Origin of the sequence: Streptomyces sp. TBY4 (genome assembly GCF_024213195.1) — a bacterium.
GTDB lineage: Bacteria > Actinomycetota > Actinomycetes > Streptomycetales > Streptomycetaceae > Streptomyces.
This window is the reverse complement of record NZ_JANAVF010000003.1, coordinates 346,094-360,916: the sequence shown is the minus strand read 5'-3', so window position 1 is coordinate 360,916 and position 14,823 is coordinate 346,094. Positions and strand designations below refer to the sequence as shown.

General features: G+C 72.4%; 13 protein-coding genes. 12 read left to right on the top strand and 1 reads right to left on the bottom strand.

The genetic code is table 11. The features are described 5' to 3' along the window. The first annotated feature begins 112 nt into the window (after positions 1-112). On the top strand, positions 113-775 hold the full coding sequence (locus NLX94_RS09620; RefSeq protein ID WP_254382189.1) for a response regulator transcription factor: 663 nt from the start codon (positions 113-115) through the stop codon (positions 773-775). Positions 776-955: 180 nt separating this feature from the next. Beyond that, positions 956-1,372, top strand: coding sequence for a pyridoxamine 5'-phosphate oxidase family protein (locus tag NLX94_RS09615; protein WP_254382188.1), 417 nt, complete (start codon positions 956-958; stop codon positions 1,370-1,372). A 94-nt stretch (positions 1,373-1,466) separates the two neighbouring features. On the opposite strand, the gene NLX94_RS09610 is transcribed toward NLX94_RS09615, so the two are convergent. After that, a complete protein-coding gene (locus NLX94_RS09610) occupies positions 1,467-3,014 on the bottom strand; it encodes a protein kinase (RefSeq protein WP_254382187.1) in 1,548 nt (515 codons plus the stop codon). A gap of 294 nt (positions 3,015-3,308) precedes the next feature. Between NLX94_RS09610 and NLX94_RS09605 the strand changes: the two genes are divergently transcribed. The 10 genes from NLX94_RS09605 to NLX94_RS09560 all read left to right on the top strand — a co-directional run bounded on the left by NLX94_RS09605 (position 3,309) and on the right by NLX94_RS09560 (position 14,817). Beyond that, the gene (locus tag NLX94_RS09605; RefSeq protein ID WP_254382186.1) at positions 3,309-4,994 is read left to right on the top strand and encodes a Stk1 family PASTA domain-containing Ser/Thr kinase; all 1,686 of its coding nucleotides are present in this window, start codon (positions 3,309-3,311) and stop codon (positions 4,992-4,994) included. A 117-nt stretch (positions 4,995-5,111) separates the two neighbouring features. After that, positions 5,112-5,546 (top strand): hypothetical protein, encoded by a 435-nt coding sequence (locus NLX94_RS09600; protein WP_254382185.1) that lies wholly within the window; start codon positions 5,112-5,114, stop codon positions 5,544-5,546. Between the two features lie 66 nt (positions 5,547-5,612). Next, positions 5,613-6,056: a hypothetical protein gene (locus NLX94_RS09595; RefSeq protein ID WP_254382184.1), complete on the top strand. Its 444-nt coding sequence runs from the start codon at positions 5,613-5,615 to the stop codon at positions 6,054-6,056. Positions 6,057-6,128: 72 nt separating this feature from the next. Then, a complete protein-coding gene (locus NLX94_RS09590) occupies positions 6,129-6,785 on the top strand; it encodes a PadR family transcriptional regulator (RefSeq protein WP_254382183.1) in 657 nt (218 codons plus the stop codon). A 33-nt stretch (positions 6,786-6,818) separates the two neighbouring features. Beyond that, positions 6,819-7,550 carry an ABC transporter ATP-binding protein gene (locus NLX94_RS09585; RefSeq protein WP_254382182.1) on the top strand — a complete coding sequence of 244 codons (732 nt, stop codon included), beginning with the start codon at positions 6,819-6,821 and terminating at the stop codon, positions 7,548-7,550. Then, positions 7,547-10,396: an ABC transporter permease gene (locus NLX94_RS09580; RefSeq protein ID WP_254382181.1), complete on the top strand. Its 2,850-nt coding sequence runs from the start codon at positions 7,547-7,549 to the stop codon at positions 10,394-10,396. The genes NLX94_RS09585 and NLX94_RS09580 overlap by 4 nt, the downstream gene beginning before the upstream one ends. A gap of 124 nt (positions 10,397-10,520) precedes the next feature. Beyond that, complete coding sequence (locus tag NLX94_RS09575; RefSeq protein ID WP_254382180.1) at positions 10,521-11,060, top strand: bacterial proteasome activator family protein; 540 nt, start codon at positions 10,521-10,523, stop codon at positions 11,058-11,060. 423 nt (positions 11,061-11,483) lie between these two features. Continuing rightward, entirely contained in the window at positions 11,484-12,392 is a 909-nt protein-coding gene (locus NLX94_RS09570) for an NTP transferase domain-containing protein (protein ID WP_254382179.1), read from the top strand. Beyond that, positions 12,389-13,729 (top strand): molybdopterin molybdotransferase MoeA, encoded by a 1,341-nt coding sequence (locus NLX94_RS09565; RefSeq protein WP_254382178.1) that lies wholly within the window; start codon positions 12,389-12,391, stop codon positions 13,727-13,729. The genes NLX94_RS09570 and NLX94_RS09565 overlap by 4 nt, the downstream gene beginning before the upstream one ends. After that, the gene (locus NLX94_RS09560) at positions 13,717-14,817 is read left to right on the top strand and encodes a TrkA family potassium uptake protein (protein ID WP_254382177.1); all 1,101 of its coding nucleotides are present in this window, start codon (positions 13,717-13,719) and stop codon (positions 14,815-14,817) included. The genes NLX94_RS09565 and NLX94_RS09560 overlap by 13 nt, the downstream gene beginning before the upstream one ends. The last annotated feature ends 6 nt before the right edge of the window (positions 14,818-14,823 follow it).

The following is a 14,823-nucleotide window of genomic DNA, read 5'->3' as shown; positions in this document are numbered from 1 at the left end:
ATCCGCGGAACCGGGAACAACCACTGGTCACAGCCTTGCAGGGGGCCGGAACAACGGCACGTTATCCCGGTCGCCACCGGCAGGGAAGGGGTGAGTGTGTGAAACTGAGTTCGTGCGCGAAAACGGAAAAATCAAGGTATTCCTCCTGGACGACCACGAAGTGGTACGCCGGGGTGTTCACGAGCTGCTCTCGATGGAAGACGACATCGACGTCGTGGGTGAGGCCGGTACGGCCGCCGACGCGCTGGTCCGGATTCCCGCCACCCGCCCCGACGTGGCCGTCCTCGACGTCCGGCTGCCCGACGGCAGCGGTGTCGAGGTCTGCCGCGAGGTGCGGTCCCAGAACGAGGACATCAAGTGCCTGATGCTCACCTCGTTCGCCGATGACGAGGCGCTGTTCGACGCGATCATGGCCGGCGCCTCGGGCTACGTACTGAAGGCGATCCGCGGGAACGAGCTGCTCAACGCGGTGCGTGACGTGGCGGCCGGCAAGTCCCTGCTGGACCCCGTCGCCACGGCCCGGGTGCTGGAGCGGCTGCGCGACGGCAAGAACGGCAAGGGCGACGACCGCCTGTCGAACCTGACCGAGCAGGAGCGCAAGATCCTCGACCTGATCGGCGAGGGCCTGACGAACCGCGTGATCGGCGAGAGGCTGCACCTGGCCGAGAAGACGATCAAGAACTACGTCTCCAGCCTGCTGTCGAAGCTGGGCATGGAGCGCCGCTCCCAGGCCGCCGCCTACGTGGCCCGCCTGCAGGCGGAGAAGGGGCGCTAGCCTCCTCCCCGCGGAAGGGGCCCCGCCCCCTTCCGGCCTCCCCCGGATTCGCTACACAGCGTGACGCCCCGTGGTCGCACGATTCCACGGGGCGCACTGTTTAATTCGGGACCAACGTCCTCGATGTGCGGGGCGGGCTCCTCTTTTCCGGCAGGGTGTCGGTACAGGACAGTGGATGACATGTCCCCTGAGGAGCTCCACGCCATCGAACTGCTGCGCCGCGTGCCGTACGGCCGAGCCGCCACCAGCATGCGCGCGCTGCCCTTTCTCGCCGTCGCGCGCCACATCGTCGTCAACGGCAAGGTCATCCTGAGAATGCACTCCGGTTTCGGATACCACCACGCCTGCAATGGCAGCGTGGTCTCCTACGGAGCCGACAACTTCAATTCCGGCGAGTCCCAGCTGTGGTCGGTGCAGTTCACCGGCACCGCGAACATCGTCGAACCCACGACCGCCGAACTGGAACTGTTCGGACCCGGTCCGCACTTCGTGGACGGCGCGGTCTTCGATCCCGTCTACATGCGGATCGACCCCCAGCTCATCACCGTCCACACCCTCGCGGGCAACCTGGACCGGCAGTACCAGCACGCCCTCTGAGCACACCCCCTCCGGGACCTTGGTCCCGAACGCGAAGGCCCGGCGGCTCCTCTCACCGAGAGGGGCGGCCGGGCCTTCGCGCAGGACGCGGGGACTACTCTCCGTCGATCCCCAGCCCGTTGTCCTCGGGAGTCTTCGACGGGGACGGCGTGATCGACTTCGACGGGCTCGGCGTGGGCGTCGGCGTCGGAGTGGGCGTCGGGGTGGGCGTCGGCGTCGGCGTCGGGCTCGGCGAGTACGAATAGCTCGGCGACGGGGACTTGCTGCGGTTCGTCGGGGGCGCCGAGTACGAGTACGAGCTCTCCGGGGCCGACTTGGACTGCGAGGTCTCCGGCGCCGGGGTCTCCGGCGCCGTGCCCGCCGGGGAGGACACGGAGCTCGACGAGGGGGTCCCGCCCGTGCCGGGGTCCTTCTTGCCGCCGAAGTTGTCGACCGCGTACGCCACGCCGCCCGCGACCGCGAGCACGGCGAGGATCGCGAACAGCCACAGCTTCCAGTTGCCGCCGCCGGAGGGGCGGTCGCCGTACCCGTCGTAACCGCCGGTCCCGCCGTGGCCGTTGCCTCCGCCACCGGGGTAGGCGGAGCCGTCGTCCGGGTTCAGCGGCGGCACCATCGGCTGCTGGAACTGCGAGGTCGAGGTGTGCGAGCCGTACTGCGGCTGGCCCTGGCCGGGGGTCGCCATCGCCGTGGTCTGCGCCGGGCCCCGCCCGTGCGGCAGCGCCATGGTGACCGGTCCGGTGTTCCAGGTGCCGGTGCCCGGCCCCTGGTCGTGCAGCATCTGCAGGGCGTACTGGACCAGCCCGCGCATCTCCTCGGCGCTCTGGAACCGGTCGTCCGGGTCCTTGGCGAGGGAGCGCATGACGAGCCCGTCGAGCTCCGGCGGGATCTGGCCGCCCTCGGGCAGCTGAGAGGGCGGGATCGGCGCGTCCTGCACGTGCTGGTAGACCACCGACAGCGGGGTCTCCCCGGTGAACGGGGGACGCAGCGAGAGCAGTTCGTAGAGCAGGCAGCCCGTCGCGTACAGGTCGGAGCGGTGGTCCACGGCCTTGCCGAGGGCCTGTTCGGGCGAGAGGTACTGCGGCGTGCCCATGACCATGCCGGTCTGGGTCATCGTCGACTGCGCGCCGTGCAGGGCGCGCGCGATGCCGAAGTCCATCACCTTGACCGCGCCGGTGTCCGTGATGATGACGTTGGCGGGCTTGATGTCGCGGTGCACGATGCCGTGCTGGTGCGAGTACGCGAGCGCTTCGAGCACCCCGGAGGTGATGATCAGCGCCTGGTCGGGGCCCGGGGCCTCGGCGCTGATCAGCAGGTCGCGGATGGTGCGGCCCTCGACCAGTTCCATGACGATGTAGGGGACGACGTTCGGGCCGACCCGGTCCTCGCCCGAGTCGTACACGGCGACCACGGCATGGTGGTTGAGGCCGGCGACCGACTGCGCCTCGCGCGTGAAGCGGGCCTTGGACACCGGGTCCTCGGCCAGGTCCGGGCGCAGCAGCTTGACGGCGACGGTCCGGCCCAGCCGGACGTCCTCCGCGGCGAAGACCTCGGCCATGCCGCCCCGGCCCAGACGGTGGGTCAGCCGGTAGCGGCCGTCACCCACCAGGCCGCCCGCGCCCCAGTGCTCAGGACCCTCTGCCATCCCGGCGCCGCTTCCCTCGGGTTCGGGTGCCATCAGTCCTCACCGTCGTCTGTCTCGGCCGCCGCTCAGCGGTAGGTCCTCATCGTGTGCTCCGACGAACGCTACAGCCTCGGAACCGGTCACCGTTCGGACGAGGACGCTGCGCGGGCCGCCCGTGTGGCGCCTGTGGACCCCCTGTGGCCTTGTGGTCACGGAACGGGAACCCGGCTTGACGTGTGGTTGCCCTCCGGCAGACTGAGGCCGACATGCGCTCAGCCAGAGGCGTAGGGACCATCCCGAGGGGAAGCAACAGTCATGAGCCAGGACGGCACTCAGGGCCAGTACGCGGGCGGCTCTTTGGCCGGTGGCCGTTACCAGCTGAGGGACTTGCTCGGGGAGGGAGGCATGGCCTCCGTCTACCTCGCCTACGACTCGGCCCTCGACCGCCAGGTCGCCATCAAGACGCTGCACAGCGAGCTCGGGCGCGAACAGTCCTTCCGCGAACGGTTCCGGCGCGAGGCGCAGGCTGTAGCAAAACTGTCGCACACCAACATCGTCTCGGTCTTCGACACCGGTGAGGGCGTCGTCTCCTTCGCCGACCCCTCGGTCGCCGACGGCGGGGTGATGCCGTACATCGTCATGGAGTACGTCGAGGGGCAGCCGCTCGGCTCCGTCCTCGACGGGGACATCAGGCAGTACGGGGCCATGCCGGCCGACAAGGCGCTGAAGGTGACGGCCGACGTGCTGGCGGCTCTGGAGAGCAGCCACGAGATGGGGCTGGTCCACCGCGACATCAAGCCGGGCAACGTCATGATGACGCGGCGCGGAGTGGTGAAGGTCATGGACTTCGGCATCGCGCGGGCCATGCAGTCGGGGGTCACCTCGATGACGCAGACCGGCATGGTCGTCGGCACCCCGCAGTACCTCTCCCCCGAGCAGGCGCTCGGGCGCGCCGTGGACGCCCGCTCCGACCTGTACTCGGTGGGCATCATGCTCTTCGAGCTGCTGACCGGGCGGGTCCCCTTCGTGGCCGACTCGGCGCTGGGCATGGCGTACGCGCACGTGCAGGAGGAGCCGGTCGCCCCGTCCTCCATCAACCGCTCGGTCACCCCGGCGATGGACGCGCTGGTGGCGCGGGCCCTGAAGAAGAACCCGAACGAGCGTTTCCCCACCGCCGCCGCCATGCTCGACGAGGTCGCGCGGGTGGCCGGCGCCGGGTACACCGGGGCCCCGGCCATCATCCCGGGCTCGCACCCGACCAACAGCGGCGCCGGACTCGGCTCGGCCGTGTTCCCGCCGGTGGACTCCGCCCTTCAGGCACCGCCGCACTCGGTGCAGCAGCCGTACCAGGCGCCGCACACCCCGGTGCCGTCCGCGTACGCGCCGACTCCGCCGCCGGCTCCGCAGTCCGGGGCGTACGGGTACCCGCAGCAGCAGCACCAGCAGGCGCAGCACCAGCAGGCGCCGTACTCGGCCGCGACCCCGCCGCCGTACACGATCTCGCCGCAGGGCGGGCAGAGCAGTCACGGCCCGGTCGCGGGCGGGGCCGGCCGGACGCGGAACAACCGGGTCGTGGTGGGGGCCGCCGTGGCGGCGCTGGTGGTCATCGGCGGGGTGATCGCCGTGGTGAACATGGGCGGCGACGGCGACAAGGACAAGGCCGGGCCGACGTCCCCGGGTTCCTCCACTTCGGCGTCCGGTCCGGCGAAGCCCGGGCACAAGGGGCCCGACACTTCGCGCACGATCGACGAGGCCAAGTGCAAGGAGCCGCAGAAGTCCAGCGATGCCACCAAGGTGGAGGCGCCGGACTTCCGGTACATCAACGAGGTCTCGGTGAAGGCGTGCATCCGGGCCGGCGGCTGGACGTACGACCCGAAGCCCAAGGACGAGGCGGTCTACGGCGAGGGAACCGTCGTGGAGCAGGTGCCCGCCCCCGGCAGCAAGATCGACCCGAAGGACACCACCTTCACCCTGTACATCTCGACCGGCAACCCGGAGTAGGCCCGGAGCGGGTCCGGAGCAGGACGCGCCACGGACGGGTGAACCACGGTTCGCCCGCCGTGCGCCGGTTCTGATACATACGCGCAGGTCACACCCGCCGCACCTCCGGGAGTCCTGTTGCACCACCGCGCCCGCAGCCTCGTACGCCTCGTCACCTCAGGCGCCGCCGCGCTGGCGGTCGGCGCGCTCTGCGTCTCGCCCGCCTCGGCCGCCGGGGCCTCCTCCAGCTGCGACACCACCGGCGCCTACGGCAGCGCCGACTGGACGTGGCTGAACGGCTCCACCCTCCTCAACGTCCGGCTCACGTCGGTGGACACCTCGGACGACGCCCGCGTCGCGGGGATCCGGCTCTACACACTGGACCACCACGGCGGCTCGCACGACTGGCCCTGGCGCTTCAACAAGCGCGGGGCCGGCAAGAGCCAGACCTGGGAGACCACCCTCCAGGACAAGCGCGGGATCGACCGGGTCGGCGTGGAGGCCGCGGCGTTCAACGACGCCGGCTACCGGAGCATGTGCGGTTCCGCTTCCGTGAAGAATCCGACCTTCTGAGCGAGCCGGGATCCCGAACGGCCTGTACGGGATGCCACTTTTATCCGCTTATGTAAATCTGAGTCCGTGACCTTCGCCCGCGCGCTGCGCTGGACCGCCGGGGCAGCGATGGCGACAGCCGCGCTGCTGGTCACGACGCCCGCGCCCGCCGCGGCCGCCACGCGGGCGTCCGACTCCACCCCCGCCTCCACCTCCGCCTTCGAGGACCTCGCCGGAAGCTCCGCCGGGGCCGGCCGGGAGCGGCCCGGGCGGCCGGTGGGCGAACCCGCCAACCCCGAGACCGTGCTCGCCGCGCGCCCCGTCCCGGAGCTGCCGCGCACGGAGCCGGCGCCTGCGCTTCCGGCGATCCCCGCGGAGCCCCCGGTGAGCCCGGTGATCGGCGCCCTCGGTACCGAGCCGAACGAGCGGGCCGCCGATCTGGCCGCGCACATACTGCCGCTCGGCACCGGATTCACCCTGATGGGACTGGGTCTGGGCTTCATGGGAATGCGGCTGCGCCGGGGCGCATAGCCCCGGATCCCCCTTGGGACGTACGTCCCAGGATGGTTGCGGAGATCGACATACTCGGTATACATACTCAGTATGTCGATCCGCCACGGCCTTCTCGCCCTGCTGGAACGGGGCCCCAGGTACGGCTCTCAACTCCGCACCGAATTCGAGTCCCGCACCGGTTCCACCTGGCCGCTCAACGTCGGGCAGGTGTACACCACGCTCGCCCGGCTGGAGCGCGACGGCCTCGTCGCGCCCGGCGGCGAGGACACGGCCGGACACACCCTGTACGCCATCACCGAGACCGGCCGCGACGAACTGCACGCCTGGTACGAGCGTCCCGTCGACCGGGCCAACCCGCCCCGGGACGAGCTCGCCATCAAGCTCGCCATGGCCATCGGCGCACCCGGCGTGGACATCCGTGCCGTCATCCAGTCCCAGCGGCACGCCACCGTCCAGGCCATGCAGGACTACACCCGGCTCAAGGCGCAGGCGCTCACCGGCATCGAGAGCGGACGCTCCGGCGAACGCGACGACATCGCCTGGCTGCTGGTCCTGGAACAGCTGATCTTCCAGACCGAGGCCGAGGCCCGATGGCTCGACCACTGCGAGTCCCGGCTCGTACGGCTGTCCGCGCGCGGGGAGCTCGCGCCGGCCGAGGCCGAGCCGCCCGAGGGCACCACCGTCCCGACCACACCCACGACCACCGACCGGTCCCTTTCCCGCACCGCCCGCACGCGGCGGGTCTGAACCACCGCTCCACGTCCCAGGGGGGAACCCTTCATGCCTGACCAGCCCGTATTGCAACTGGACCAGCTCGTCCGCACCCACGGCAGCGGCGCCACCGAGGTGCACGCCCTGCGCGGGATCAACCTCTCCGTCTTCCCCGGCGAACTCGTCGCCGTCATGGGCCCGTCCGGGTCCGGGAAGTCCACGCTGCTGACCCTCGCCGGCGGACTCGACACCCCGAGCAGCGGCAGGGTGCTCGTCGAGGGCACCGACATCACCGCGGCGAGCCGCAAGCAGCTCGCCGCCCTGCGCCGCCGCAGCATCGGGTACGTCTTCCAGGACTACAACCTGATCCCGGCCCTCACCGCCGCCGAGAACGTCTCCCTGCCGCTCGAACTCGACGGGGTCTCCGCCCGCAAGGCCCGCGTCTCCGCGCTCGCGGCCCTGGAGGAGATGAACCTCGGGCAGCTCGCCGACCGCTTCCCCGACGAGATGTCCGGCGGCCAGCAGCAGCGCGTCGCCATCGCCCGCGCCCTCGTCGGCGACCGCCGCCTGGTCCTCGCCGACGAGCCGACCGGCGCCCTCGACTCCGAGACCGGGGAGTCCGTCCTCGCCCTGCTGCGCTCGCGCTGCGACGCGGGCGCGGCCGGGATCCTGGTCACCCACGAGCCGCGGTTCGCCGCCTGGGCCGACCGCGTGGTCTTCCTGCGCGACGGCAGCGTGGTCGACGAGACCCTGCGCAGCCACGCCGACTCGCTGCTCTCCGGGCAGGCGGCCGCTCAGTGAACTCCTGGTACCACTCCTGGATCGCGGCGATCCGGATAGCCCGCCGCGACGCCTGGCGCTCCAAGGGCCGCAGCGCCCTCGTCCTGGCCATGATCGCCCTGCCGATCGTCGGCGTGAGCGCCGTCGATCTCACCGTGCGCAGCTCGCAGCTCTCCCCCGAGCAGCGCATGGAGCGGGTGCTTGGCGCCGCCGACGCCAAGATCCGCGACTCCCACATGGGCGGGCCGCTCTACCAGTCCCCCGACGCGCAGAGCTACGCCCCGGTCGGCGGCTACGACGACTACGACCCGGGCAAGGGCGGCCGGGACGAGGCCCCCGCCGCGCCCCAGCTCCCGGCCGGATCCCAGTCCGTCAAGGACAGCGTCTCCTACGGCAAGGTCCGCACCCGGCACGGGATCCTGGACGCCGAACTGCGCGAGGTGGACCCGACGAGCCCGCTGGTCAAGGGCCTGTGGACGCTGGAGCGCGGCCGGCTCCCGAAGGCGGCCGGCGAGATCCTCGCCACCAACGCCTTCCTGGAGGAGTCCGGGTACTTCCTCGGCTCCAGCGTGACCCCGCGCGAGTCGAAGACCTCGTACAAGATCGTCGGCGTCTACGAGCTGCCCGACTCCCTGAACTCGGCGCAGCTCCTCGCTCCGCCCGGGACCCTGCTGGCCCCGCTCGACCGGGAGCTGAAGGCCGCCGGCGGGATGGGGATGAACCCCCAGGACGCGTACCTGGTGAAGGTCGGCGGCGATGGTTTCACGTGGAACATGGTCAAGGAGACCAACGCCAAGCAGCACCTCATCGTCGAGTCCCGCGCCGTCCTGCTGAACCCGCCGGCCGACTCCGAGGTGCCGCTCTACAAGGAGCAGCCCAAGGACATGTGGCGGTCCGGGTCCATGATCGGACCCACCGAACTCGCCATCGTCTCCACCGTCGTCGGCCTCGCCATGCTGGAGATCTGCCTGCTGGCCGGACCCGCCTTCGCGGTCGGCGCCCGGCGCTCGCGCCGCCAGCTCGGCCTGGTCGGCGCCAACGGCGGCGACCGGCGGCACATCCGGGCCATCGTCCTCTCCGGCGGCCTCGTCATCGGCATCGCGGCGGCCGTCTCCGGCACCGCCCTCGGCATCGCCCTCACCCTCGGACTCCAACCGGTCCTGGAGGGCGTGATCGGCCAGCGGTTCGGCCACTTCGACGTCCGCCCGCTGGAGCTCCTCGCCATCGGCCTGCTCGCCGTCCTGACCGGTCTGCTCGCCGCGATCGTCCCCGCCGTCAACGCCTCCCGGCAGACCGTGCTGGCCTCCCTCACGGGCCGCCGCGGAGTGCGCCGGGCCAACCGGGTGCTGCCCGTCATCGGCCTGCTCGCCATCGCGGGCGGCGCCGCCATCGCCCTCTTCGGCACCGTCTCCAAGATGGGCGCCACCGTCGTCGCCGGCGGCAGCGCCATCGCCGAACTCGGCGTCGTCGCCCTCACCCCCACCCTGGTCGGCCTGTTCGGCCGGGCCGGGCGGTGGCTGCCCCTGTCGCCCCGCCTCGCGCTGCGCGACGCCGTCCGCAACCGGGGACGTACGGCACCGGCCGTCGCCGCCGTACTGGCCGCCGTGGCCGGCACCGTGGCCGTGGCCACGTACCAGCACAGCAAGGAGATCCAGGCCCGCAGCGAGTACGTCGCCAGCCTGCCCTTCGGCACCGGGGTGATCGAGAGCCACGAGTTCACCGCGTACCGGGACGTGCCCGCGATGCGCGAGACCCTGAACAAGGAACTCCCGGTGGCCGTACGGGCCGACGTGGAGCGCACCGTCGTCGGCAAGCCGGGCTGCTCCCCGTACGGCGACAGCCCGGACTGCGGGCGGACCGAGATCGTCATCCCGAAGGAACAGCGCTGCCCCCTCTACGGGGCCGAGAACGGGCCGAGTTCGTTCACGCTGGCCCAGCGCAAGGAGCTGCGCAACGACTGGCGGTGCCAGGAAGGCCGCTTCGGCGTCGCGCACTCCACGGTCGTCGCCGACGAGAAACTGCTGTCCGTCCTGGCCGTCGAGGACCCGGGCGCGGTGGCCGCGCTGAAGGCGGGCAAGGCCGTCTCCTTCAAGAAGCAGAACGTGCGCGACGGCAAGGTCACCGTCCGGCTGATCACCGGCCAGGGCGAGCCCGTCCCCGGGGCCCCGAACGACGAGCCGCCCGCCGGCGTGGACAAGGTCCTCGCCGTGTACCAGCTGCCCGATTCGGTTCAGGGCTACGGCCTGGAGCTGGTGCTGCCGGCCACGGCCGCGAAGAACGCCGGGATCACCTCCGTCCCCTTCGGCTCGTACTTCACCCTGGACGGGGGCGCGAGCTCCGAGCAGCGCCAGCGGCTCGACGGCGCCCTCGACAAACTGGGCCTGGACACGAGCGTGCGGATCGAGAAGGGCTACGAGGGCGACGACAGCCTGCCCATGCTCGTCCTGACCGTCTTCGCGGGCCTGGTCACCATCGGTGCGGCCGGCATCGCCACCGGCCTCGCCCAGGCGGACGCCGAGGGCGACCTGAAGACCCTCGCGGCGGTCGGCGCACCCCCGCGGGTGCGGCGCACGCTCAGCGGCTTCCAGTGCGGGGTGGTCGCCTTCATGGGCGTGGTCCTCGGCTCGGCGGCCGGGATCCTGCCCGCGGTCGGACTCCGGCTCACCGAACGGCGGGCCGCGGCCGACCTGGTCCAGAACGGTATCGAGAACGGCTGGTCGGCGGCCTCCGAGGTCGTCCCGTACATCCCGATCGCGGTCCCGTGGACCACGCTGGGCGGCCTGCTGATCGTCGTCCCGCTGGGCGCGGCGCTGCTGGCGGCCCTGGTCACCCGCTCGAGCGGAGCACTGGCCCGCCGCGAGGTCTGACACATCGGCCGGTGACTCCTCGGCGCCTCCTCGGTGCCCCCGCATTGGTGCCCCCGCACAGGGTGGATCACGCCCGTGCGGGGGCACACCGTGTGAATACGAAGGTGTGCGAGAGAATGACGGCATGGAGATGCCGAGGAGTGAACGGTCGCAGGACAGCCCCCCGCACGGCCTGATCGTGGGGCAGGACGGGATGCCGGTCGGCGGCGCCGATGACGAGTCGCGCGAGGTCCCGGTGAGCGAGATGGTCGAACAGCCCGCCAAGGTCATGCGGATCGGCAGCATGATCAAGCAACTCCTGGAAGAGGTACGCGCCGCACCTCTGGACGAGGCCAGCCGGGTCCGTCTCAAGGACATCCACGCGGCGTCCGTGAAGGAACTGGAAGACGGCCTGGCCCCCGAGCTGGTGGAGGAACTGGAGCGCCTGTCCCTCCCCTTCACGGAGGAAGCCATCCCCTCCGAGGCGGAACTGCGCATCGCGCAGGCCCAGTTGGTGGGCTGGCTGGAAGGCCTGTTCCACGGCATCCAGACGGCCCTGTTCGCGCAGCAGATGGCGGCGCGGGCCCAACTGGAACAGATGCGCCGCGCCCTCCCCCCGGGCTCCTCCCACGAGGACGACGAAGACGGCCCCCACGGCGCCATCCGCTCGGGCCCGTACCTCTGACCCACCCCCCGGGGCCGCCCACGGGCGGCCCCGCACCCATCCCCGGCCGGGGTTCACCCTTCCAACCGGCCGGGGTTTGTCTTTTCAGCCGTCCGGCGTTTGAGGACCGGGGTCCGGGGCGGAGCCCCGAAGGGGTCCGGGCGCAGCCCGGTACCCCCAGCCCGTCCGGCGTTTGAGGACCGGGTCCGGGCAGCGCCCGGGGAACGGGCGAAGGGCGGGTAGGGGACAGCCCCGCGCAGCAGCAAGGGTCGCAGCGGGGACTCCAGCCCCGCGCAGCAGCAAGGGTCGCCGCGGGGACTCCGCCCCGCGCAGCGGCAGCCGAACCGGCAGGCGCAGCCGCCGACCCACCCCGGCCGGGACACCGGGTAAGAACCCGGTAAACGCCGCAGCCCATCCGGCCCCGACCCCCCGCATACTCGGGGAATGACCTACGACGCCATCGTCCTGGCCGGCGGCGCCGCAAGCCGACTCGGCGGAGCCGACAAACCCGGCCTCCTGGTGGGCGGCCGCCCCCTCCTCGACCGCGTCCTCGCGGCCTGCGAAGACGCCGCCACCACCGTCGTGGTCGCCGGCCGCAGGCACACCGCCCGCCCCGTGCGCTGGGCCCGGGAGGACCCCCCCGGCGGCGGCCCCCTCGCCGCGCTGGACGCCGGGCTGCGGCACACCACCGCCCCGCTGGTCCTCGTACTCTCCGCCGACCTGCCGTTCCTGGACCGGGACACGGTCCACTCCCTGCTCCGCGCCCTCGACGCGCCCGAGCACCACACCCGCGACGGAGCCCTGCTCCGGGACCCGGGCGGCCGCGACCAGCCCCTGGTCGCCGCGTACCGCGCCGAACCCCTGCGCAGGGAAATCGCCCTGCTGGCCACCGAACACGGCTCGGTGAACGGCCTCCCCCTGCGCGCCCTCACCGCCGAACTCGACCTCACCCCGGTCACCGCGGCGGCGCCGCTCGCCTCCTTCGACTGCGACACCTGGGACGATCTCGCCGCCGCCCGCGCCCGAATCAGAGAGCATGGAACCGTGCTGGAGCAATGGATCACCGCCGTCAAGAACGAGCTGGGCATCGACGTCGCCGTCGACACCAAGACCCTGCTCGACCTCGCCCGTGACGCCGCCCACGGCGTCGCCCGGCCCGCCGCCCCCCTGACGACCTTCCTCGTCGGCTACGCGGCCGCCCACGCCGAAGCCACCGGCGCCGACCCCGCGCAGGCCGTGGCCGAGGCCTCCCGCAAGGCCGCCGAACTGGCCCTGCGCTGGGCCGCGGAGGGCGAGGCCGCGGAAGCAGCCGGCCGCGAGGCCGCCGGTCCCGAAGCGACCGGCTCCGGATGACCGCCGACCCCGGCACCGACGCCGACCGCGCCCTCGACCAGGCCCTGGCCCTGGTCAGCCGCGCCCCCCGCCCCGACGCCGGCACCGCGGGCGCCTCCGCAGGCGCCGGCGGCGGCCACCGCGCCTCGGCCTGGGCCCGGGCCCGGGAGGCCGCCGCCCGCGCCGGTGCGGGCGTCCCCGGCCGCACCCACCGGGTCCCCCTGCCGGCCGCCCTCGGCGAGGTGCTGGCCGCGCCCCTCGACGCCCTGGGCGACCTGCCCTCCTTCGACACCTCCGCGATGGACGGCTGGGCCGTCGCCGGACCCGGGCCCTGGACCATCCGCACCGGCGAGAGCGCGCTGGCCGGCAGCGACCGCCCCGCTCCTCTCGCGGACGGCGAGGCCGTACGGATCGCCACCGGTGCCCGGATCCCGGCGGACACCACCGCCGTGATCCGCAGCGAGCATTCCCGCGAGGCCGGCACCCTGCTGTACGCGCAGCGGCCCGTGGCCACCGGCCAGGACATCCGCCCGCGCGGCCAGGAATGCCGCTCCGGCGACCTGCTGCTGCCCGCCGGGTCCCTGGTGACCCCCGCCGTCCTCGGGCTCGCCGCGGCCGCCGGGTACGACGAGCTCACCACCCGCCCCCGGCCGCGCGTGGAGATCCTGGTCCTGGGCGACGAACTGCTCACCGAAGGCCCCCCGCACGACGGCCTCATCCGCGACGCCCTGAGCCCCATGCTGGGCCCCTGGCTGACCCGGCTCGGCGCCGAGGTGGTCTCGGTCCGGCGGCTCGGCGACGACCCGGCGGGCGCCGAAGCCCTGCTGGCGGCCGTCACCGGCTCCACCGCCGACGTGCTCATCACCACCGGCGGCACCGCCTCCGGCCCCGTCGACCACGTCCACCCCGTGCTCGACAAGGCCGGCGCGGTCCTGCTCGTCGACGGGGTGGCCGTACGTCCCGGGCACCCGATGCTGCTGGCCCGCATCGCCGGCGGGGCCTCCGGCCGGGATCCGGTCCGCCACCTGGTGGGGCTGCCCGGCAACCCGCTGGCCGCCGTCTCCGGGCTGCTCACGCTCGCCGAACCGCTGCTGCGCACCCTCGCCGGACGGCGCCCGCGCCCCCGGTACGCGGTGCCCGTGGAGGGCGACGTACCGGGTCACCCGCACGACACCCGGCTCGTACCGGTCCTGCTGACCGAGGACCATGCCGTACCGCTGCGCTACAACGGGCCGGCGATGCTCCGCGGGGTGGCCGCCGCGGACGCGCTGGCCGTCGTACCCCCGAACGGGGCGCGGTCCGGGCAGGAGTTGGAGATCCTCGATCTCCCGTGGGCCTCGGGGGGATGTTTCACGTGAAACTTCACGGATCCGACGCGATGGCGCGCGGCGCCGACGAGAAGCTCGTCTCGCGCCGCATCAAACTGCCCAAGCGCATCGTGGAGAAGCCGCTCCGACAGGTCTCCCGGCGCCTGCTGATGGCCCTGTTCGTGATGGCCCTGACGGTCCTGATCGTGTGGATCGACCGCGACGGCTACCACGACAACGCCAACAACAAGGTCGACTTCCTCGACTGCGTCTACTACGCGACCGTCACCCTGTCGACGACCGGCTACGGCGACATCGTCCCGTACAGCGACAGCGCGCGGCTGGTCAACGTCCTGCTGATCACCCCGCTGCGCGTGCTGTTCCTGATCATCCTGGTCGGCACCACCCTGGAAGTGCTCACCGAACGCACCAGGGAAGAGTGGCGGCTCAGCCGCTGGAGGAAGAACTTGCGTGACCACACGGTCGTCGTCGGCTTCGGCACGAAGGGCCGCTCCGCCCTGCAGACCCTGCTGGCCACCGGCCTCAGCAGGGAGCAGATCGTCATCGTCGACCCCAGCGCGAAGGTGATCGACATCGCCAACGCGGAGGGGTTCACCGGGGTCGTCGGCGACGCCACGCGCTCCGAAGTCCTGCTGCGCGCCGAGATCCAGAAGGCCCGTCAGATCGTCATCGCCACCCAGCGCGACGACACGGCGGTGCTGGTCACCCTGACGGCACGCCAGCTCAACCGCGGCGCGAAGATCGTGGCGGCCGTCCGGGAAGAGGAGAACGCCCCGCTGCTGAAGCAGTCGGGCGCTGACGCGGTCATCACGAGCGCGAGCGCGGCGGGCCGGCTGCTCGGGCTCTCGGTGCTCAGCCCGAGCGCGGGCACCGTGATGGAGGACCTCATCCAGCAGGGCAGCGGACTGGACCTGATCGAGCGTCCGGTGAACCGGGCGGAGGTCGGCAAATCGGTCCGGGACACCGACGACCTGGTCGTCAGCGTCCTGCGCGGCCACCGCCTGCTCCCGTACGACGATCCGCACGCGAGCCCCCTGCAGCTGACGGACCGAGTGATCACGATCGTCCGCGCCGCCCCGACGGCCGTCCCGCCGGTGGTCCTGGGTCCGGTGGACTAGGCCGTC